The sequence below is a fragment of the Methylophilales bacterium MBRSF5 genome (assembly GCA_001044335.1).
GTDB lineage: Bacteria > Pseudomonadota > Gammaproteobacteria > Burkholderiales > Methylophilaceae > BACL14.
This window is the reverse complement of sequence record CP011001.1, coordinates 996,696-1,018,886: the sequence shown is the minus strand read 5'-3', so window position 1 is coordinate 1,018,886 and position 22,191 is coordinate 996,696. Positions and strand designations below refer to the sequence as shown.

At 35.0% G+C, this 22,191-nt stretch carries 21 protein-coding genes; 8 read left to right on the top strand and 13 right to left on the bottom strand.

Features of this window, described 5'->3' with window-relative positions:
* Positions 1 to 4: 4 nt before the first annotated feature.
* The 3 genes from UZ34_05495 to UZ34_05485 all read right to left on the bottom strand — a co-directional run bounded on the left by UZ34_05495 (position 5) and on the right by UZ34_05485 (position 3,164).
* Entirely contained in the window at positions 5 to 871 is an 867-nt protein-coding gene (locus UZ34_05495; GenBank protein ID AKO64810.1) for an acetylglutamate kinase, read from the bottom strand.
* A complete protein-coding gene (locus tag UZ34_05490; GenBank protein AKO65180.1) occupies positions 871 to 2,214 on the bottom strand; it encodes a hypothetical protein in 1,344 nt (447 codons plus the stop codon). The genes UZ34_05495 and UZ34_05490 overlap by 1 nt, the downstream gene beginning before the upstream one ends.
* 209 nt (positions 2,215 to 2,423) lie before the next feature.
* Positions 2,424 to 3,164, bottom strand: coding sequence for a hypothetical protein (locus UZ34_05485; protein AKO64809.1), 741 nt, complete (start codon positions 3,162 to 3,164; stop codon positions 2,424 to 2,426).
* Positions 3,165 to 3,193: 29 nt separating this feature from the next.
* Here UZ34_05485 and UZ34_05480 point away from each other — a divergent pair, with 29 nt between their 5' ends.
* The 6 genes from UZ34_05480 (at position 3,194) to UZ34_05455 (ending at position 9,471) form a co-directional block, all read left to right on the top strand.
* A complete protein-coding gene (locus tag UZ34_05480) occupies positions 3,194 to 3,760 on the top strand; it encodes an alkyl hydroperoxide reductase (protein ID AKO65179.1) in 567 nt (188 codons plus the stop codon).
* A gap of 124 nt (positions 3,761 to 3,884) precedes the next feature.
* The gene (locus tag UZ34_05475; protein AKO64808.1) at positions 3,885 to 5,870 is read left to right on the top strand and encodes a transketolase; all 1,986 of its coding nucleotides are present in this window, start codon (positions 3,885 to 3,887) and stop codon (positions 5,868 to 5,870) included.
* 76 nt (positions 5,871 to 5,946) lie between these two features.
* The gene (gene gapA / locus UZ34_05470) at positions 5,947 to 6,966 is read left to right on the top strand and encodes a glyceraldehyde-3-phosphate dehydrogenase (protein ID AKO64807.1); all 1,020 of its coding nucleotides are present in this window, start codon (positions 5,947 to 5,949) and stop codon (positions 6,964 to 6,966) included.
* Complete coding sequence (locus UZ34_05465) at positions 6,966 to 8,132, top strand: phosphoglycerate kinase (GenBank protein AKO64806.1); 1,167 nt, start codon at positions 6,966 to 6,968, stop codon at positions 8,130 to 8,132. Before gapA ends, UZ34_05465 begins: the two co-directional genes overlap by 1 nt.
* Positions 8,133 to 8,143: 11 nt before the next feature.
* The gene (locus tag UZ34_05460; GenBank protein AKO65178.1) at positions 8,144 to 9,013 is read left to right on the top strand and encodes a phosphoribosylaminoimidazole-succinocarboxamide synthase; all 870 of its coding nucleotides are present in this window, start codon (positions 8,144 to 8,146) and stop codon (positions 9,011 to 9,013) included.
* The gene (locus UZ34_05455; GenBank protein AKO64805.1) at positions 9,013 to 9,471 is read left to right on the top strand and encodes a hypothetical protein; all 459 of its coding nucleotides are present in this window, start codon (positions 9,013 to 9,015) and stop codon (positions 9,469 to 9,471) included. Before UZ34_05460 ends, UZ34_05455 begins: the two co-directional genes overlap by 1 nt.
* Before the next feature lie 43 nt (positions 9,472 to 9,514).
* Here the strand turns inward: UZ34_05455 and hppA are convergent, their stop codons facing one another.
* The 3 genes from hppA to UZ34_05440 form a co-directional block, all read right to left on the bottom strand.
* Positions 9,515 to 11,542: a pyrophosphatase gene (gene hppA, locus UZ34_05450; GenBank protein ID AKO64804.1), complete on the bottom strand. Its 2,028-nt coding sequence runs from the start codon at positions 11,540 to 11,542 to the stop codon at positions 9,515 to 9,517.
* A 72-nt stretch (positions 11,543 to 11,614) separates the two neighbouring features.
* Positions 11,615 to 12,409, bottom strand: coding sequence for a hypothetical protein (locus tag UZ34_05445; GenBank protein AKO64803.1), 795 nt, complete (start codon positions 12,407 to 12,409; stop codon positions 11,615 to 11,617).
* Positions 12,406 to 12,807: a hypothetical protein gene (locus UZ34_05440; GenBank protein AKO64802.1), complete on the bottom strand. Its 402-nt coding sequence runs from the start codon at positions 12,805 to 12,807 to the stop codon at positions 12,406 to 12,408. Before UZ34_05440 ends, UZ34_05445 begins: the two co-directional genes overlap by 4 nt.
* A 20-nt stretch (positions 12,808 to 12,827) precedes the next feature.
* On the opposite strand from UZ34_05440, the gene UZ34_05435 reads away from it, so the two are divergent.
* Positions 12,828 to 13,724, top strand: coding sequence for a peptidase M23 (locus tag UZ34_05435; GenBank protein AKO64801.1), 897 nt, complete (start codon positions 12,828 to 12,830; stop codon positions 13,722 to 13,724).
* Positions 13,725 to 13,727: 3 nt separating this feature from the next.
* Positions 13,728 to 16,403: a preprotein translocase subunit SecA gene (gene secA, locus UZ34_05430; GenBank protein ID AKO64800.1), complete on the top strand. Its 2,676-nt coding sequence runs from the start codon at positions 13,728 to 13,730 to the stop codon at positions 16,401 to 16,403.
* Positions 16,404 to 16,564: 161 nt separating this feature from the next.
* Here the strand turns inward: secA and UZ34_05425 are convergent, their stop codons facing one another.
* From UZ34_05425 to UZ34_05395, 7 genes are read right to left on the bottom strand one after another with little or no spacing between them, the layout of a single operon-like run.
* A complete protein-coding gene (locus UZ34_05425) occupies positions 16,565 to 17,203 on the bottom strand; it encodes a DNA lyase (GenBank protein ID AKO64799.1) in 639 nt (212 codons plus the stop codon).
* Positions 17,204 to 17,209: 6 nt separating this feature from the next.
* Complete coding sequence (locus UZ34_05420) at positions 17,210 to 17,836, bottom strand: electron transport complex RsxE subunit (GenBank protein AKO64798.1); 627 nt, start codon at positions 17,834 to 17,836, stop codon at positions 17,210 to 17,212.
* On the bottom strand, positions 17,829 to 18,443 hold the full coding sequence (locus tag UZ34_05415) for an electron transporter RnfG (protein AKO64797.1): 615 nt from the start codon (positions 18,441 to 18,443) through the stop codon (positions 17,829 to 17,831). The genes UZ34_05420 and UZ34_05415 overlap by 8 nt, the downstream gene beginning before the upstream one ends.
* Entirely contained in the window at positions 18,436 to 19,434 is a 999-nt protein-coding gene (locus UZ34_05410) for an electron transporter RnfD (protein AKO64796.1), read from the bottom strand. Before UZ34_05410 ends, UZ34_05415 begins: the two co-directional genes overlap by 8 nt.
* The gene (locus UZ34_05405; GenBank protein AKO64795.1) at positions 19,434 to 20,945 is read right to left on the bottom strand and encodes an electron transporter RnfC; all 1,512 of its coding nucleotides are present in this window, start codon (positions 20,943 to 20,945) and stop codon (positions 19,434 to 19,436) included. The genes UZ34_05410 and UZ34_05405 overlap by 1 nt, the downstream gene beginning before the upstream one ends.
* Positions 20,946 to 20,948: 3 nt before the next feature.
* Entirely contained in the window at positions 20,949 to 21,500 is a 552-nt protein-coding gene (locus UZ34_05400) for an electron transporter RnfB (protein ID AKO64794.1), read from the bottom strand.
* Complete coding sequence (locus UZ34_05395) at positions 21,497 to 22,078, bottom strand: electron transporter RsxA (protein ID AKO64793.1); 582 nt, start codon at positions 22,076 to 22,078, stop codon at positions 21,497 to 21,499. The genes UZ34_05400 and UZ34_05395 overlap by 4 nt, the downstream gene beginning before the upstream one ends.
* Positions 22,079 to 22,191 lie beyond the last annotated feature (113 nt).

Genomic DNA, 22,191 nt, shown 5'->3' with positions numbered 1-22,191 from the left:
AGTTTTAGTTTTTTCCTTTGATTAATGTACCTACACCTTGATTGGTTAAAATTTCTAATAACAATGCATGCTCAACTCTGCCGTCAATAATATGTACACTATTGACTCCGCCTTTTGCGGCATCCATAGCCGATTCTATTTTAGGCAACATGCCACCACTTAATGTGCCATCTTTAATCAATGTTTCAATATCATTTGGCTTAATTCCTGTAATCAGGTGATTTTGGTTATCAAGAACACCTTTGGTGTTAGTCATAAGGATTAATTTTTCTGCCATGAGAACTTCAGCTAACTTGCCTGCAACAACATCTGCATTGATGTTGTATGTTTTTCCATCTGAACCAATTCCAATTGGAGCGATTACAGGAATAAAGTCACCAGTATCTAGAAAATCGATGAGGCTGGGATCGATGGACTCAATTTTACCCACATAACCAAGGTCTATTTTTTTCCCATCTTTATCTTTATCAAGCTTTGAAGCATGAATGAAGTTTCCATCTTGCCCGGTAAGGCCTACTGCTTTTCCACCATGAATATTTATTTGATGAACAATTTCTTTATTTATTTGACCTCCTAAAATCATTTCCACAACATCCATGGTCTCTTCATCAGTCACTCTGACCCCGTTAATAAATTCACCCTTCTTGCCGATTTTCTCTAGGTGTTCATTGATCTGTGGACCACCTCCATGTACAACAACTGGATTCATTCCCACTAATTTCAATAACACTACATCCATAGCAAAAGAGCTCTTTAGTTGCTCATCTATCATTGCATTGCCACCAAACTTAATCACAATGGTTTTATCAAAAAATTGCTTTATGTAAGGTAATGCTTCACTAAGTATTTTTGCTTTGTCGTTGGGTGCCATTATTGCTCCAATTCCTTTAAAAATATTTTTGAATTTCGTTGTAGGGAGTATTCCCTTTTTTTCTCATCTGGCAAATCATTAATGTTGCCTTGTTTAAAATCATTTTCCATAAACCAGTGGCTGGATTGAGTTGTCATAATAAATGTCTTGTTATTCACTTTTTTACACTCATTTTCACAATATTCTAAAAGTTTTTTCCCATAACCCATGTTTTGGTAATTTTCATTTATTGCAAAACAGGCAATTTCAGAAATTCCATCATAATGTTTAACTTGCGCACACCCAAGTATCTTATTATCAAATTCTAAAATGTGGAAATGTTGTATTTCCATCTCTATCTTTTCAAGACTCCTATCTGCAATGATTTGAGTCTTTATTAGAGGATTAATCATTTTTTCAATCACTTTGGCGTCTTGTATGTCGGCAGATCTAAATTTTTCTATTTTTTCTGTTGTAATGACAGTCCCTTGTCCCTGGTTAGTGAATAATTCCATAATTAATGAACCATTAATGTGCCTATTGACTAAATGAATCTTTGCTAAGCCCTCTCTTAAACCTTGAGCCGCACCCTCCAATATTGGTAGTGTATTTTTTTCTATAAATTCTGGATGCTCTGATTCTTTGATATGGGATATCAAATTGTTCAATTTGATGCTCGTCATTTCAGATATAAATTCACCTCTGATATTTTGTACCCCATTATTTTCAGTGATATAAATTAATTTTTCAGCCTTAATGGAAGAAGCAATCTTGCTTGCCGATGATTCAAAGGATAAATTAAAGATTTCCCCAATAGGAGAGTATCCAATTGGGGACATGATCACGATTTCATTGTGGTTAAGTTTTTCAATGATTGCCTCATGATTAATCTCCCTAATAACTCCCGTCTGTTCCATATCAACTCCATCAATAACTCCTCTAGGTTTAGCCATAAGAAAATTGCCAGATGAAATTTTCAACTCACTTTTAAAAATATTATTGTGGTAAATGTTGGAAGATAAAGCTGCCTCAATTTTTGTCTTAACCAACCCATTAGCTTCAATAATATGAGGCATCATCTCTGCTGTTGTGATTCTTTGATGCTTATGAAATCTTGATTTAATATTATTTTTATCCAATCTTAAGTCGATAAAAGGCCTGATGCCATGAATTAGGATGATTTTAATCCCTAAGGAATGAAGTAGATTAATGTCCGTACATAAATTAACAAAAGAGATACTCTCAAGGGCAAAACCGTCAAATGCAATAACGAAAATCTTATTTCTATAATGATGAATATATGGTGCAGCCGATCTAAAGGCTGATATGAAGTCGACACTTGATTGTCCCACTAAATTATCAATGGAGACTTTGAAGTAATTTGAATATTTCATTAGAACAGGCAAGGAAGGTTTCAGTTTTCCTTGTTCTATTTTCGAAAGATTGCCAGGATCTAAATCAAGGATTTGACTGAGGTTGGCAATAGTTAACTTTCTATCAGTTCTAAGTTGTTTAAGATTCATATTGTAAATTTTACAATATTTATATTTATTTTTATATAAATATATGTAATTTATACAAAATTATTGGTTAAGGCTAATATCGCACTTGCAATTGATAAGGAGGCGGTCTCAGTTCGCAATACTCTTTTCCCTAAAGATAGTGATTTGAACCCAGCATTTTCTGCAACTTTGATTTCAGCTTCTGAAAAGCCCCCTTCTGGTCCAATTAAAATCTGAAAACTTTTTTTACTTTTTAAATCATTATTTCTTAAATTTGATAGTGAGTAATCTGTGTAGGGGTTCAAAATTAACTTACATGAATGATCATCTTCATTTGTTAACTTATTTAAGCTAAGAATTATTTCATGAACAGTTGGTATTTTTGACCGTCCGCTCTGCTCGCATGCAGAGATAATGACTTTTTTCAGATGCTCAATTCTATTTGCTGTTTTGCTTTGAGGAATTTTAAAGTTTACCCTTTCGGTATTAATTAAATAGAAATTTTTTATTCCTAGTTCTGTATTTTTTTGAAAAATAAAGTCAAGTTTATCTCGAGAGGTTACTGATTGCAGGATGCTAATATCAATATCTGCTTCACTAGTGTTGAGTTTTTTTTCATTAACAGCAATCTTGACGTTTTTTTTATCAATGTCAGATACCTCTCCATGATAATCATATCCATCACCATTAAATAATATGATCCTGTCTGATGGCTTTAATCGCAATGACTTAACCAGGTGTTTTGAGGCATCGTCAGATAGATTGATTTCGCTATGTGCTGAAATACTGTCTGGATGGTAAAATCTATTCATCTTTAAAATTCAACAGGGAATACATAGTGGTGAGCCTAACTACACCGGTCTGTAATTTTGGCTGGAAAGCAAAAACTTTTAAATTAGTATCAACTAATAATGAATTGATAAGCCTAGAAGATGCAATGGGGTCTAATGGTTTATTGGTGATGTTCATCTGCAATCATTGTCCATATGTAAAAGCTATTTTACCAAGATTGATTCATGATACTAGAGAGTTAAAGACATTGGGAATTAATACTGTTGCAATATCATCAAATGATGTAATCAATTACCCAGAAGATTCTTTTGAAAACATGCAAAAATTAGCCAAAGAGCATGAATTTCCATTTGATTATTGTTTTGATGAAACACAGGCGGTTGCAAAAAGTTACGATGCAATTTGTACACCTGATTTTTTTGGTTTTAATAACAATTATGAGCTTCAGTATCGAGGCCGTTTTGACTCAACAGGACGGGGTGAGCTGTCAGATAACAATGAAAGAGATTTGTTTAACGCAATGAAAATGATTGCGCAGTCACAAAAGGGCCCTATTGATCAAATACCAAGTATTGGTTGCTCTATAAAATGGAAAGAATCTGCAACAAATCCTTGAAGAATAATGCTGTTTAGGCAATAATTATACGTTCGAATACCTAATACAAATAAAATTACAGGTTGTACATTTATCAGGCTTGAATAAAGAAAATTATTCACCAAAACATAGGGAGAAACAAAGAATGGCAAGTAGACAAGAATTAGCAAATGCGATCCGTGCCTTATCCATGGATGCGGTTCAAAAAGCAAACTCAGGACACCCTGGTGCTCCTATGGGCATGGCAGAAATAGGAGAAGTTCTTTGGAATAACCACATGAACCATAATCCTAATAATCCTGATTGGGCAAACAGAGATAGATTTATTTTATCTAACGGTCATGGCTCAATGTTAATTTATTCTCTCTTACACTTAACAGGTTACGACCTTCCAATGAGTGAGATCCAATCCTTTCGACAGTTGCATTCTAAGTGTGCAGGTCACCCAGAATATGGCTATGCACCTGGAGTTGAAACAACCACTGGGCCTCTCGGTCAGGGTATTAGTAATGCTGTTGGTTTCGCAATGGCTGAGAAATTATTGGCCAACCAATTCAATAAACCGGGTCACGATATTGTTGATCATTACACTTATGTGTTTATGGGCGATGGTTGTTTGATGGAAGGCGTTTCTCATGAAACTTGTGCACTTGCTGGAACTTGGGGTTTAGGTAAATTAATTGCATTCTGGGATGATAATGGCATTTCAATTGATGGTCACATCGAGGGTTGGTATACCGATGACACAGCGGGTCGATTTGAGTCATATGGTTGGCATGTAGTCAGAGATGTTGACGGTCATGACTTTGAAGCAATTGACAAAGCCATCCAAGAAGCTAAGTCGGTATCTGACAAGCCGACATTAATTTGTTGTAAAACAATTATTGGTAAAGGTTCACCTAACAAATCAGGTTCACATGATTGTCATGGAGCGGCACTAGGTGAAGAAGAAGTTGCACTTACCAGAAAAGAGCTTGGTTGGGAGCATGATCCATTTGTGATACCTCAAGATATTTATGATGGTTGGAATCAAAAAGATAAAGGTCAACAAAGCGAGGCTGCATGGAATGATAAATTCGCAGCATATGAAAAAGAATTCCCAGAATTAGCTGCTGAATTCAAACGCCGTATGGCAAATGAATTACCAGCCGATTGGCAGCAAAAAGTGGATGCGTTAATTAAAGAAACAAATGCTGCTGGCGATAAAGTAGCTACACGAAAAGCATCACAAAACGTTATCACTAAACTTGCGGAAACATTACCTGAATTTGTTGGAGGATCTGCTGACTTGACTGGGTCAAACTTAACCAGCTGCGGAAGTTTTGAACACGTCAGCGGCAAGAAACCAGGTAACTACATTTCATACGGTGTTCGTGAATTTGGTATGGCGGCCATTATGAATGGTATGGCTCTGCATGGAGGTATCTTACCTTATGGTGGAACATTCCACATGTTCACAGACTATATGAGAAATGGTATGAGAATGTCAGCGTTGATGAAGCAGAGAGTTATCTATGTATTGACCCACGATTCAATTGGCCAAGGTGAAGATGGACCAACTCACCAACCTATTGAAACAACATCTGGCTTAAGATTTATTCCGAATATGGAAGTGTGGAGACCAGGTGATGCAACAGAAACAGCGGTGGCTTGGACTCAAGCTGTGGCAAATACAAGCAATCCAACCAGCCTTATTCTAACTCGTCAAGGTGTTGGATTTAATGAAAGAACAAATGAGCAACTTGAGGGTATTAAAAAAGGGGGTTATGTTCTTTGTGATTGTGATGACTACAAAGTTATTCTAATTGCTACAGGTTCAGAGCTAGATCTCGCTATGAAATCATGTGAGGCTTTAAAGGCTGAGGGTATTGCATCAAGAGTAGTTTCAATGCCGTGTACTCATGCATTTGATCGCCAAGATCAGGCTTATAAAGATTCTGTTCTTACTCCTGGAGTAAAACGTGTTTCTATTGAAGCTGGTGTGACGGATTACTGGACAAAATACGTTGGTCTAGATGGAGCTTCCGTTGGCATTAATACTTACGGTGAATCAGCGCCAGGCGGTAAATTATTTGAACACTTTGGCTTCACAGTCGAGAATGTGGTTAAGACAGTTAAGTCTGTTCTTTAATTTGATCGATCCACAAAAAGGTATTCCTAGGTTATAGGAATACCTTTTTTATTTTAATTTAGGATGAGCTAGAAATATGACAGTGAGAGTCGCAATTACAGGTTTTGGAAGAATTGGTCGTTTAGTGCTACGAGCAATTTATGAGGAAAAGAGATCCGATGTAAAAGTGGTGGCGATTAACGGAAGCAGTCGTGGCACCATGGAATCAAATTTACATTTATTAAAGTATGACTCAGCCCATGGTCGATTTGATTGCGATATTTCTATGGGTGAGCATGAATTTTCTATTAATGGCGATACCATTAAATATTATGCCACTCGAGACCCTAAAGAACTTCCATGGGGTGAATTAGATGTGGATGTAGTTTTAGAATGTACGGGTGCTTTCAGAAGCAAAAAATTAAATATGGTCCATCTTCATCAGGGCGCAAAAAAAGTTTTGATTTCAGCTCCCGGAGAATCCGATGTTGATGCCACAATTGTGTACGGTGTTAATCATGAAACTCTTCAGTCATCACATACAGTTGTCTCTAATGCATCATGTACCACAAATGGATTAGCTCCAATTGTTCATGTGTTAAATGAAAACTACACAATTAAATCTGGGTTAATGAATACGATTCATTCATTCACTAATGATCAGGCCTTGTTGGACAATATTCACAAAGATATCCGCAGGGCAAGAACAGCAAGTTCATCTATGGTACCCACGAAAACTGGCGCAGCGTCTGCTGTGGGTTTGGTTATTCCTAAATTGAAAGGAAAGCTTGATGGGGTGGCAATTCGTGTACCAACTAACAATGTTTCCTTGGTTGACCTCACTTTAAATATTGAAGAAAAAGTAACGGCTGAAGAAGTGAATGCACTAGTGAAAAATGCAGCTGATAATGAATTAAAAGATATTCTTGTTTATTCTGATATTCCCCTTGTATCAGTTGATTATAATCACACTCCAGCATCATCATACTTTGATTCTTTGTTAACAAAAGTGTCCTCATCGGGTGGTTTAGTGAAAGTCTTTGGTTGGTATGATAACGAATACGGCTTTAGTTGTCGCATGTTGGATACCGCAGTGGCAATGATGAATGCAAATTAATGTCTATTCGAAGCATTAGCCATTTAAATCTTCAAAATAAAAAGGTCTTTATTCGTGCAGATCTAAATGTCCCAATTGATGGTTCTACAATCTCTTCCACCAGTAGAATTGATGCATCTATTCCGACCATTCAATATGCACTAGATAATGCTCAGGTTGTGATCCTGACCTCACATTTAGGAAGGCCTGAAGAGGGAAATTTTGATAACTCTCTATCACTTAAGCCTATAGTCGACTATCTTGAAGAAAAATTAAATCTTAAAATAATGCTTCATCGGGATTTTGAAAAAGGTCAATCTTTTGAGCCTGGAATGCTTCATGTTCTTGAAAACGTAAGGTTTAACCTTGGTGAAAAAAAATGTTCTGATGAGTTATCAGTAAAATATGCTTCTATAGCCGACGTGTTTGTCATGGATGCATTTGGAACAGCACACCGAACCGAAGCCAGCACATATGGTATTGGAAAATATATTGGTGAAAAATGTGCTGGATTGCTTTTTTATGATGAAGTTGATGCTCTAACGAAAACATTTAATCAACCAAAAAAACCAATGCTAGCCATTGTGGGTGGTAGTAAAGTTTCAACAAAGTTATCTGTTTTAAAAAATCTTGTTAATCGTGTTGATGGTTTAATTTTAGGTGGCGGTATCCTTAATACTTTTATAGCAGCCCAAGGATTCAATATTGGAAAGTCATTGTATGAACATGATTTTGTTGATGAGGCAAAAGTTATTCTTGATGAGATTAAAAATAGACAAATATTTTTCCCCACCATTGAAGATGTTATTTGTGCAAAAGAATTTGATGTCAACGCACATGCTGAATTAAAAAAAATTGATGACGTTGAATCTGAAGATATGATTTTTGATTTAGGCCCCAAAACCTTGAAGAATATTACAGATCATTTATCCAAAGTCTCAACAATCATGTGGAATGGACCTTTAGGTGTGTTTGAGTTTGAACAGTTTAGCTCAGGAACTGAAGCCTTATCTTGTTCAATCGCCGATTGTGAGGCATTCTCATTAGCTGGCGGAGGGGATACGATTGCCGCAATAGAAAAGTATAAGGTTTGTAAAAAAATATCATACATTTCAACCGCCGGTGGCGCTTTTCTTGAATTTGCTGAAGGAAAGAAATTGCCTGCTATTGAAATGCTAGAACAATAAATCAAATGAATATGACAACAACTATTCAGAGTCTTCAATTATTTCATCAAGGCAAAGTCAGAGATACTTATGTTGTGGATGATGAGCATTTTTTAATGGTGACCAGTGATCGTATTTCAGCCTTTGATGTCATTATGAATGAAGCTGTTGAGTCAAAAGGAAAGATCTTATCACGGGTTTCAAATTTCTGGTTTCACAAAACAGAATCCATTATCAAGAATCATTTAACTGACATTGCACCTGAATCCGTTGTCAAAGATCATGAAATACCACTTATTAAAGATAGATCTGTTGTTGTGAAAAGATTGCAGCCTCTTCCTGTCGAGTCGATTGTGAGAGGGTATCTGATTGGAAGTGGTTGGAAAGATTACCAATCAAGTGGAAGTGTATCAGGAATTACATTGCCAAAAAATTTACAACAAGCTGAAAAACTCGCCGAACCAATTTTTACTCCGTCAACTAAAGCTGCCGTAGGGGATCACGATGAGAATATTTCATTTGATCAAATGTCCAATGTGATTGGGGAAGATAGAGCCAAAAATATAAAAGACAAAAGTATTGAAATATATAATTTTGCGAGAGACTATGCTCTTCATCGGGGCATCATTATTGCAGATACAAAATTTGAATTTGGATTAGATGATCAAGGTGATTTAATTTTAATGGATGAAATTCTTACACCTGATTCCTCAAGATTTTGGGATGCAGATTTATATAAAATAGGCACGTCCCCCCAGAGTTTTGATAAACAATTCTTGAGAGACTGGCTTGAGTCAATAGATTGGAACAAACAACCTCCACCACCATCTCTTCCAAGTGATGTCATCGAGATGACAAAACAAAAGTATCAGCATGTTCAACATCTTTTATTAAATCAATAATGATCAGCTTTTTAAAAAAAAGGTCATTAATAATATTATTGATAGTTGCATTAATTATTTTATGTACCTCTAACTTTATTATTTTAAATTTTGGGTTTGAAGGCGTAACTCAAAAAATAGCTTTAGAAAATAATCGTTTCTTCCCAAAAGGATATTTTATAGGACTCACCTGGACACTTTTAGTGATTCTTCAAACAATTGTTTTTAAATCTTTAAAATCTCAATTTAGTTCATTGCTTGTTTTGATACTTATTTTGAATTGTTTTTTATATCCAATTTATACTTTGGGTTTTTCTATCCTCAGTATGATTATTCTTGGTAATTTGACAACATTAATGTTTAGCTCATTTACTGCAGGTTTAATTTATATCGAATCTAAAATTTTATCGTTACTGATTGTATTAACATCATTGTGGGTTTTATTTGTAACTTTCTTATTGATAAACGTTCACCTATAAAAAAAGCCCATTTAAAAATGGGCTTTTTTTTGATAATTAAAACTTATAGCAACGGCACAATTAGAAGCGCAACGATGTTAATAATCTTAATTAGAGGGTTGATTGCTGGACCAGCTGTATCTTTGTATGGATCTCCAACAGTATCACCTGTTACAGAAGCTTTGTGAGCTTCAGAACCTTTACCGCCATGGTGTCCATCTTCAATATGTTTTTTAGCATTATCCCAAGCACCGCCGCCAGTACACATTGAAATTGCCACGAAAAGACCAGTAACAATTGTACCCATCAGTAAACCACCCAAGCCTTGAGCACCTAGTGGTGATAAACCAACAATGACAGGAACAGCAACAGGTAGTAATGATGGAACAACCATCTCTTTGATTGCAGATGAGGTTAATAAATCAACAGCTTTAGCGTAATCAGGTTGGCCTTTGCCAGTCATAATTCCCTTGATTGTTTTAAACTGTCTTCTAACTTCTTCAACTACAGAACCGGCCGCTCTTCCAACAGCCTCCATCGCCATAGCTGCAAAAAGATATGGGATCAGACCACCGATGATTAGACCAATGATTACGTTTGGCTCACTAAGATCAAATGTAGCAATGATTCCGTAAACATCAAGTTTGTGCGTGTAGTCTGCAAAAAGAACTAATGATGCTAGGCCAGCTGAGCCAATAGCATAACCTTTAGTTACAGCTTTTGTAGTGTTACCAACCGCATCAAGTGGATCAGTAATGTCCCTCACTTTTTGTGGAAGACCGGACATTTCTGCAATACCACCTGCATTGTCAGTAATCGGTCCGTAAGCGTCAAGTGCCACAATAATACCCGCCATGCTTAACATTGATGTCGCTGCTACAGCAACGCCGTAAAGGTTCGCAAATGAGTATGAAAGAAAGATTGCCAAACAAACAGATATCACAGGAAGCGCAGTGGCTTTCATTGAGATACCAATACCAGCAATAATGTTTGTAGCATGACCAGTTTCAGAAGCCTTAGCTACATGTTGAACTGGTTTATATTCTGTACCAGTGTAATATTCAGTGATAAATACTAATGCAGCAGTTAACACTAATCCAATTGCAGCTGAGCCAAACAAACCTAATGCTGGGTAAGTAATACCATCGACAACAATACCAGATGGGAATAAATACTCAGAAACGTAGTAGAAAGCAATTAGTGATAAAAGACCCGCAATAGCTAAACCTCTGTAAAGTGCAGGCATTACATTTGTCATCTTATTGTTAGCTTTAACAAAGAAACAACCAATGATAGATGCAATAATTGAAACAGCACCTAACAATAGTGGATACAGAACACCATTAACACTATCGCCAGTAATCATTAAACCACCTAAAACCATAGTAGCGATGATAGTAACTGCATAAGTTTCAAATAAATCAGCAGCCATACCTGCGCAATCACCAACATTGTCACCAACATTGTCTGCGATGACTGCAGGATTTCTAGGGTCGTCTTCAGGAATTCCTGCTTCAACTTTACCAACTAAGTCAGCACCAACATCAGCACCTTTAGTAAAAATACCGCCACCTAGTCTTGCAAAAATAGAGATCAAGGATGAGCCAAACGCAAGACCAATCAATGGATTAAGGTTTTCAGCTTCAGTACCGCCGAGGTATAAATAAAAACCTGCAACGCCTAACAAACCCAATCCAACAACCAGCATACCTGTGATTGCACCACCTTTAAAAGCCACATCAAAAGCTGGAACAATTCCTTTGGTTGCCGCTTGAGCTGTTCTTACATTGGAACGAACTGAAACATTCATTCCTATAAAACCACAAGCACCTGATAAAACAGCACCAATAACAAAACCGATTGCTGTATCAAGGTCAATAAATTGGGCAATTAATATAGTTAAAACAATACCAACAATAGCGATTGTTTTGTATTGACGTGACAAGTATGCAGACGCACCTTTTTGGATGGCGTTTGCAATATCTTGCATTTTCTTATTTCCTGCCGGTAGGCTAAGAATAGACTTTGAAACTAAGGCACCATATATAACAGCAATTACCGCAGCTGCTAATGCCATTTGGATTTCCGACATACTTCCTCCCTGAGTTACATATTTCAAAAAAAAGCAATTATCTCATATTTAAGGTGATTTGGACATTATTCCTCATAAGTTAAAAAGACTTATAAGACCTATGCATATCAAAAGATATGCAAATAATTTTTTAATAATATTTTGATTCAAAGAAACCAAGAGTTTGGTTGAGATGAAGATTGTAAAGATGCTAGGTAAAGTTAAAAATATAAAAGATTTAATGTAAATATTTCCATAGTCAAAAAAAGAATTTAATAAAGGGGTGGTTTCTAAAATAAGTTTCTGAGAAACAAAACCTAGTAATGTGCCGATGCCAATTACAACACCGAGAAGTGAGCTGCTTGATATAGCAAGCTTTATATCAATTTTTTTTGCTTCTAAGTAAGGCACAAACAAGGTGCCACCACCAATTCCTACGATGGATGATAATGCTCCAAAAATAAAGCTAATGGGCTTTAAAGGTAAAGAATATAAAAAATTTAGATTTGCTCGATTTAATAATTTAAGAGCAGAAAAAAAACAATAAAATATAAAAAAATATTTTAGAAAAGAAAAATTTGCAAAGAAGATAATATAACTACCAATTAAAGATCCAAAAAATAAATACCCAATTATATTAGATATGTAAGAAAAATTAAAATTATTATTTTTAATATGAAAAATAGTAGCCATGGATCCAGTAAAAATGATCGATAGCATAGAGGATCCAATTCCATAAGCATAAGCATCCGCACTGGGTAAATCGTTGAAATGAATCATCAAAAAAGTAACAATTGGGACAATAATTAATCCACCGCCGATACCAAACAATCCTGCTAAGAAACCAACCACAATACCAGTTGAACAAAGTATTAGTATTTCAATCATTTTTTGCTTGAAAAATAATCTTTTAGAGGAGAATCATCCAGGGTTTTAGAGAGATTGGACCAGATTTTAGCTGCTTTATTTGATAGTTTTTTATTTGAAGTTAACTTTATTTCTCTTTTTACAATTGATGGATCCACTTTTGAATAAATATCTGTGAATATAATTTTATTCTGAATCAGATTAAGCTCTTTCAATACTTCTTTTTTAATTATTTTAAATTTACTAGCAAAAGAATTTTTACTAAATGTTATAAAAAGTGAGTTGTCTCGAATGGTAAGTTTTGATTGCTTATCTCCAATCATTTTTATGAGATTCAATCGAATTCCTTTTATAATTTCGTTGTTGATTGATATTTCTTTAAATTGATCAGTTTTCAGCAATTTTTTAAGTGAATCCATATATAATATGATACTAAATTATGAAAATTTTATTTATTAGTAAAAATAATACAAAAAAACCTGTATCTATAAACATATATTTGTTCGTTTTTTTTATTATTGTCTTCGTATCTTCAATAAGTGCTTACGTCTATAACTTAAGCATAAAAATTGCAACACAACGTTCTGAAGAGAAAATCGAAACTTTAAAATTAGATTTAGATTTTGTAAGTTATCAAAGAAGTCTTCAGTTATATATCCAGCAAATTGGTGAAATGAACGCTCGCCTCACTGACTTAGATAATCAAACTGAAAGACTTCAAGGTATTTTGAAGAAGCAGATTGTAGGCAAACAAAAACTACCTAAATTGCCTAAAAAAGAGAAAGAGTTTGAAAATCAAGGTGGACCATTCATAAATAATAATTTGACAGAACAGGATGTTCAAATTGCGTTACAGACTTTGATGAATCGAATGCAAAAAAGAGAGGATATTTTTAACGAAACAGAGTCTATCCTTCTCAAACAGAGTGTTATTAAAGATACTTTGCCAGATTTATATCCAGTCAGTGTTGGCTATCGTTCATCAAGTTATGGTTGGAGGATTGATCCAATGCTTGGAGTTCGATCATTTCATGAAGGGTTGGATTTCTCTGCTGCGGAAGGAGATGATATTAAGGCTACTGCCTCAGGTATTGTAATCGCAGCTGGTAAGGCACCAGATTATGGTAATTACGTTAAAATTAAACATGGAGGCGGAATTGAAACACGTTATGCCCATGCATCAAAATTATTAGTGAAAAAAGGCGACTTAGTTAACAAAGACCAAGTCATTGCATTAGTTGGTAACACTGGAAGATCGACTGGGCCTCATCTGCATTATGAAATAAGGCTTAATGGCAGATCTCTAGATCCGAGAAAATATCTAAAGAAAAAATAAATCATGTTAAAGAAACTTATCAATGCTGTAATTGGTAACAGCAATCAAAGATTATTAAAAAAATATTCATCAATTGTTAATAAGATTAATGAATTAGAAACTGACATACAAAAATTAAAAGATAAAGACTTCATTAAAAAAACAAGTGAGTTAAAGGAGCTATATAAGAAAGATGGTTTTTCAGACAATTTAATGATAGAGGCATTTGCGCTGGTGCGTGAGGCTAGTGTGAGAACTTTGGGGCTAAGACATTTTGATGAGCAAATGATTGGCGGAATTGCGCTCCATAATGGTAAGGTTGCTGAAATGAAAACAGGCGAGGGAAAAACTTTAGTTGCTACTTTGCCAGCTTACTTAAACGCACTTACAGAAAATGGAGTACACGTTATTACAGTAAACGATTATCTCGCAAGACGTGATGCCGAGTGGATGGGGAAGGTTTATGAGTTTTTAGGTTTAACTGTAGGCATCAACCAAGCACAGTTACCAACTGAGGAGAAATTAAAAGCCTACGCTGCAGATATCACCTATGGAACCAATAATGAATTTGGTTTTGATTATTTGAGAGATAATATGGTTTACTCACAAGATCAAAAAGTTCAAAGAGGACTAAATTTCGCTTTAATTGATGAAGTGGATTCCATATTGATTGATGAGGCAAGAACGCCATTAGTTATCTCAGGTCAATCAGATGTTGATGTCAATCTTTACGGAAAACTTGACAAAATTGTTCCAAGCTTAAAAAGACAAGATAAAGAAGATGGTGATGGAGACTATTGGATTGATGAAAAAACGACTGGAGTTATCTTATCTGAAAGTGGACACAATAATGTTGAAGAAGTGTTAACTAAGCTTGGGGTCTTGGAGAAAAATTCAAATTTATATGATCCTGAAAATATAAGTTTATTGCATTATGTCCAATCAGCTTTAAAAGCACATAATTTATTTATCAAGGATAAAGACTATGTAGTTAAAGATGGGGCAGTTGTAATTATCGATGAATTTACCGGTCGTATGATGCCTGGTCGAAGATGGTCAGATGGGCTTCATCAGGCTATCGAAGCAAAGGAGAAGGTTAAAATTCAAAGAGAATCAAAAACTCTTGCAGGCATTACATTTCAAAATTACTTCCGCCTCTATAACAAGATATCCGGAATGACAGGAACTGCGGAAACGGAAGCTGAAGAATTTAAACATATTTATAATTTGGAAACATTAGTCATCCCTCCACATCGGCAAATTACTAGAGCCGATTTAATGGATAAAATTTACCGAACCTCTGATGAAAGATATAAGGCGGTAATCAATGATATCTTAGACAGAAACAAAAAGTCACAACCGATACTTATCGGCACAACATCAATTGAGAGTTCAGAGTTTATTAGCAAAATATTAAATAAACATAAATTGAAACACCAGGTTCTTAATGCCAAACAACATGAAAAAGAAGCTCATATTATTGAGCAGGCCGGAAAACCAGGGATGATTACAATTGCTACTAATATGGCTGGTAGAGGTACAGATATAGTTCTAGGTGGAAATATAGACCCTGAAATTGAACGTCTGTCAAACGAGTCAAAAAAGACAGAAGCGGTGACAAAAAAAATTAAAGCCTTAAAAGATGAATGGAAAAAAGATCATGAAGTGGTTTTGGCTGCCGGTGGCCTTCACATCATAGGGACTGAACGTCATGAATCCAGAAGAATTGATAATCAATTAAGGGGGCGTTCAGGAAGGCAAGGTGATCCTGGATCAAGCTGTTTCTATTTATCCTTGGAAGACTCATTAATGAGAATTTTTGCATCAGATCGTATTTCAAGCATCATGCAAAAATTGAATATGCCAGATAATGAACCTATTGAACATAGCTGGGTAACTAGATCAATTGAGAGTGCTCAGAAAAAAGTTGAGGGAAGAAACTTTGAAATTCGTAAGCAACTGCTTGAGTTCGATGAGGTGCCCAACAGTCAGAGAAAAGTAATATATGAACAACGCAATGATGTTTTAAATTCTGACGAATCTGAAGTGATGATCAAAAATATCCTTCATGAATCGATATCAAATATCGTCTATGAATATATTCCATTGGATAGTGTTGAGGAAATGTGGGATATCTCTGGCTTGGAAAATCGACTTCAGCTTGAATACAACTTAAGTATCAATATAAAGAAATGGCTTGATAAAGAACCTAATATTGAGATTGAAATAATCGCCAACAAAATTGTTGAACAAGCGCAAAGTGATTACTTTAAAAAAGAGACTATTGCCGGGAAAGAGTCTGTTCGCCATTTTGAGAAGTCAATCATGCTGCAGATTATTGACCACCACTGGCGATCTCATTTAACCGCCTTGGATCACTTACGACAAGGGGTAAGTATGCGCGCTTATGGCGGTAAAGACCCAAAACAAGAATTTAAACGTGAAGCTTTTAATATGTTTGAGGTTCTTTTATCTAATATAAAAAATGAAATTGCAAAGGTTGTGATGCTGGTTGAAGTAAAAACAGAAGAGCAAACCAAAAAAATAGACCAAAAAAATCAACAAGAAGTAGATAAAGCGAGCATGGATTCACAAAATCAAGATAATCAGACTAATCAGCAAAGAAAAATTGGTAGGAATGAGAGCTGTCCCTGCGGCAGTGGTAAAAAATATAAACATTGTCATGGTGTGTTGAGTTAATGAATAAAGAAATCATTACCCCTTGCATTGGAATTTGTTCTTATAATGCTGATGGCCTTTGTGTCGGATGTTATAGAACGTGTGACGAGATAGTTAATTGGTTTGATATGTCTGATGATGAGAGAAAGTCTGTCATGCTTCAACTTGATAGTAGAGCAGAATCAAGTTTTGATTAATTTTTTTTTGTATTCACAAAAATCATAAATACAACAATTAGAACAATCTGGATTTTGGGCTTTACACACGTATCGACCATGTAATATTAGTAAGTGATGAGCGTCAATAAGGAATTCAGTTGGTGTGAGTCTTGTCAGTTTTTTTTCCACCTCTAAAGGTGTTTTTCCTTTAGCTAAATTAATACGATTTGCTAACCTAAAAATATGAGTATCGACTGCAATTACTGGTTGATCAAATACAGTATTTAAAACAACATTAGCTGTTTTTCTTCCCACTCCAGGGAGGCTTTCAAGCTCTTTTCTGGACTGAGGAACCTCACCATTATATTCGGTTATTAGTTTTGAGCTTGTAAGCTGAATATTTTTAGCTTTATTTTTATATAAACCAATAGAATTAATCAATGATTCAATTTTATCAAGTGAAAGCTTAGACAACTTGAGTGGATCAGGAGCAATTTTAAAAAGTTTTGCTGTAACACGATTGACTTGGATATCTGTGGTTTGGGCTGAAAGTATAACTGCAATAAGAAGCTCAAAAGTATTTTTGTAAACAAGCTCTGTTTTCGGTTCTTTGATATGATTTTTTAATGCATCAAAAATATCCCACCTTTTTTCATAATTCATTTGAGCTTATCTATTTTGATTTACCAAATTAAGAAATAAAATTAAAGCAGATAGGGCAATAAAAGCTCCAGGAGGAAGCGCAGCTAAAAGAAAACCATCCGAACTATCAAAAAGCTGAATAGTTAAAAATTCATATTTATCACCAATTAAAAAATGTAAATTTTGGAATAATGTTCCATTACCTACTATTTCACGAACTGCTCCCAAAATAATTAGAACAAAGGTTAAACCGAGCCCCATAAAAAATCCATCATAAAGGGAGGGGAGGGTTGAGTTTTTTGATGCAAATGCTTCAACTCGAGCTAGTACAATACAATTAGTAACAATTAGTGGAATAAAGATTCCTAAAGCATCATACAGGGGTTTTGATAATGCATTTATACTTAGATCAACAATTGTAACTAAGCCTGCTATGACCAGAATAAATATGGGTACACGGGCTGATTCAGGTACATAGTTTCGTATTGGAGAAATTGAGATGTTAGATAACATCATTACAAAAATTGTTGCAACACCAAGTGCAACACCATTTGTGATATTTACTGTCACTGCAAGAGTTGGGCACAGCCCAAGGAGCTGAACCAAGCCTGCATTCTGTTTCCATAAACCGTCCTGTAATTGTTCCCTAATCATTAAACAGCTCTCTATTTTCTTTATAAAAAATTAAAGTATTCTTAACTGATTTTATTACCGCACGAGGTGTTATCGTAGCTCCTGCTTTGTAATCGAAGGTACCTTGATCTTTCTTAACCCTCCAATCAAGATCAGCTCTGTTGCTCAAGCTCATGCCATTAAAATTAAAAATCCATGTTGATTTCTTTTGATCGATGTAATCTCCAAGACCAGGTGTTTCTTTATGATCAATTATTCTTGATCCAATAATTTCATCATTACTGTTGATTGCAGTCAATATAGTAATATCACCACTGTATCCATCTGGTGCAATGGATTCAATTAAAACAGCCTGAAGGATATTATTTTTTTTTGCTAAATAGGCATTTGTTTCTGTTTTATTTTTTAATAGCTCATTCGGCTTGATACTTATATAAGAATCAATAAGGTCATTGTCGTAATCTAAGCCATCTAAGATCTCATTGAGTAACTTTGTTTTAAATTCAATTTTATTTTGTTCTATTAAAGGATTACTTTTTTCAAAGGTAATGCTCAGGCTGACTGCGAATACCAAACCCAGTAATGAAATGATGCTTATGGTTTTAAGAATAATTTTGTATTCATTCATAGCCAAATACTTTAGGTTGAGTAAACTTTTCAATCAGGGGAACACAGATATTCATAAAAATTACAGCGAAAGCGATACCATCAGGATAACCTCCATAGTTTCTGATAATGACTGTTATCAGACCTATTAAAATTCCAAAAATAATTTTACCTTTTAAAGTTGTTGGGCTTGATACAGGATCTGTGATGATGAAGAATGCAGCAAGAAAAGTTGCTCCATTTAATAAATGAAATAGTGGAGACATGTATGTGTTTTGATCGTACAGATGAAGTAAGCCAGAAAAAATATAGATACTAAGAATAAGCGATAAAGGTAAATGCCACGTGATAACTTTTTTATAGACTAAAAATAGACCACCAAGAAAATATAATATTGCAATCATCTGGTAAGAAGATAATGTTGATAATGAAATACCTAAAGCATTAACTTCTTTTCCTAAAAATAAAGAGGTTTTAATTTGATCAAGAGGGGTCGCGCTAACAATTGCATCATATGCTTCATTAATATTTTCAATAGAGATAAACTGTGAAAATTGGATAAAGTTTCTAATATCAAAACCATCAGATATTGGCCAATTAGTCATAATCTTAGGGAAAGAAATTAATAGGACAGCATAGCCAATCATTGCGGGATTGAACGGATTAGATCCTATACCACCATAGGCATGTTTTGCCACAACAATTGAGAAAAAGATTCCAATCAGTAAAGTCCAAATAGGAATGTTTGCTGGAACAGATATTATAAGTAACCAAGCTGTTACAAAAGCTGAACCATCAAGTATAAATGGGCGAATGGGGTAATTTCTTAGTTTCAAACAAACAGCCTCTAGGAATAAAGCAAATCCAATACCAACAAATAAATTACCTAATATTTGATAACCAAAAAAACCAATTTGCAAGAAGAGTGCTGGCAAAAGACCAAGTATTACTGTAAACATTACTGTGCTCACAGTTGATCTTTCTTTTATCGCAGGTGAATCAATCATTACCATTATTTTTCTTTTTCCTCTATACGTTTCATTGCTTCTGCAATAGCTGCTTTTTTTTCTTCAATTAATTTTTTTTTGTCACTGTCGCTTGTTTGGGCTCGTCTTTGGGCGTTGCGCTCAGCACGTTCTTTTTTCTCCCGTTCGAGACGATATAATCTGAATTCATTTCTTTCTCTAGCAATGTCAGCCACCTCTGAAGATTTTAGTTGATCTCGAATTTCACTTTTCGCATAACGATAATATTGTACTAATGGGATATTGCTTGGACAAACATAGGAGCAGCAACCGCATTCGATACAATCAAATAATTTATAATCTTCTGTCAACTTTTCAAATTGATTTGATTTCGCGTGCCAATATAATTCTTGTGGCTGAAGTTGAGCAGGACATACCTCAACACATTTTGTACATCTGATGCAAGGCATTTCAAAAGTATCTTTAGACTTCATTTCATCAGTGATGGCTAATAAACAATTCATCGCCTTAGTCACACTGACGTTAGTATGAGGAAGTTTAAAGCCCATCATAGGCCCACCCATAATAATTTCTTGATCTGATTTTCCTCCAGCATCCTTGATCAATTCTTGAATAGGAGTCCCTATTAAGGCTTCATAGTTATTAGGTCGTTTTAGCGCCCCAGTCACCGTAACAACTCTACTGATCACTGGTTCGCTATGATAAAAAAACCTCCCTATGGATATTAAAGTAGCTACATTAAAAACCTGGATACCAAAATCTACTGGCCTTTTTTCTTTTGAGATTTGTAATCCAAGCATTAAATAAATGAGTCTTTTTTCATCTCCGCTTGGGTAAACTGTAGGAACTACCTTGATTGATATATTTTTTGACTTATTTAAGACGGTTTTTAATTTTTCAATGGCTTTGGGTTTGTTATCTTCGATACCAATGATGGCATGAGGTATTTTGAGGATATCCATTGTAATCTGAATTCCTTCGATAAACTCTTTGGTTTTTTCTTGCATCGCCATATCATCACATGTGATATATGGCTCACATTCTGCGGCATTTACTATAAGAGTTTTGATCTTGTTAGAATTTAATTTTATGTGTGTTGGAAAGGTTGCACCACCTAACCCAACAATACCAGAAGACTTCATTGTTTCATATAAGGCCTCTGAAGAGAGGTTGGAGGGATCAATTCTATTTCTTTTGATCCATTCATCTTTACCATCAGTTTCAATGGTGATGCAAAGATCAGGCAGTCCTGATGGATGTGGTATTTTATTAGATTCAATAGCAACTACCGTGCCTGATGAGGAGGAGTGAGTTGCTGCTGAAATATTAGCGATGGGCTCAGCTAAAATTTGACCCTTCAAAACCTTATCTCCAACAGAAACTTTTATATTTGGCACTTTGCCAACATGTTGTCTGACAGGAATAATCAGTTTTTTTGGTATGGGTAATCTTTTGATTGGATTGATTGTAGATATCGCTTTATGCCCATTTGGCTTGATACCTCCAAAAAATTTAAAAATTTTATCAGTAATTTCCATAAATTAATTCTGTTGTCTAATAGAGTGTATTGGATATTTCCACTTCCAATTATCAGTTGTTTCAGGTAATTCAACCATGTCAATACAGTCAACAGGGCATGGTGGTAAACATAACTCACAACCTGTGCATTCTTTTTCAACAATTGTATGCATTTGTTTAGCTGCTCCAATGATTGCATCAACAGGACAAGCTTGGATGCATAAAGTACAACCTATGCAGGTTGACTCATCAATAATTGCTATCGATTTCGGTTTAGTTTCCCCATGTTCGGCATTAAGGGGTTTATATTCTACCCCTAGTAAATCGGCTAACTTTTGCACGCCATCATCACCACCTGGTGGACATTGATTAATGTCCGCTTCACCATTAGCAATGGCCGTGGCGTATGGCTTACATCCAGGATACCCACATTGTCCACATTGAGTTTGAGGTAATATTTTATCAATTCTATCTATTATGGGGTCACCATCAGTTTTTAATTTGATTGATGCATAACCAAGGATAAGACCTATTAATGCTGTGATTGAAAGAATGATCAGAATCGCTGCAATCATAATCTATCGAGTCCTATAAAACCCATGAAAGATAGACTCATTAAGCCTGCGGTCAGCATAGCGATCGCACTCCCTTTCATTGCATTTGGTATATTAGCACCTTCAAATTTTTCCCGTAATGAGGCAAATAGTATAAGAACAAAAGAAAAACCTAGAGCCCCGCCAAGTCCAAAAATTGCAGCTTCTAATAAATTATAACTCAATTGTGCATTTAACAAGGGGATCCCAAGAACAGCGCAGTTTGTTGTTATTAGAGGCAGAAAGATTCCTAGAACTCTATATAAATAAGGATAGTTCTTTTCCATTACCATTTCAGTAAATTGAACCACTGCAGCAATGACGACAATAAAGGAAATTGTTCTTAAGTACTCTAAATTGTAGGGAACAAGCAGAAAATAATTTATTAACCAGCTGGTTATAGAGCCAATGGTTAAAACAAAGGCTGTTGCAGCTGACATACTGATCGATGTATCAAGTTTTTTTGAGACTCCCATGAATGGACAAAGTCCCAAAATTTTCGTTAAGACAATATTGTTAACAAAGACAACGCTAATGATGATTAGAAAATATTCAGTCATTTATTTAATTATATTATTTAATTTTAAAAAGCTATCGAAAATATATCTCAAAATCAATATAATTAAAAAGAATATAAACTAATTTAATTATAACTTTTGAATATATTAAAATT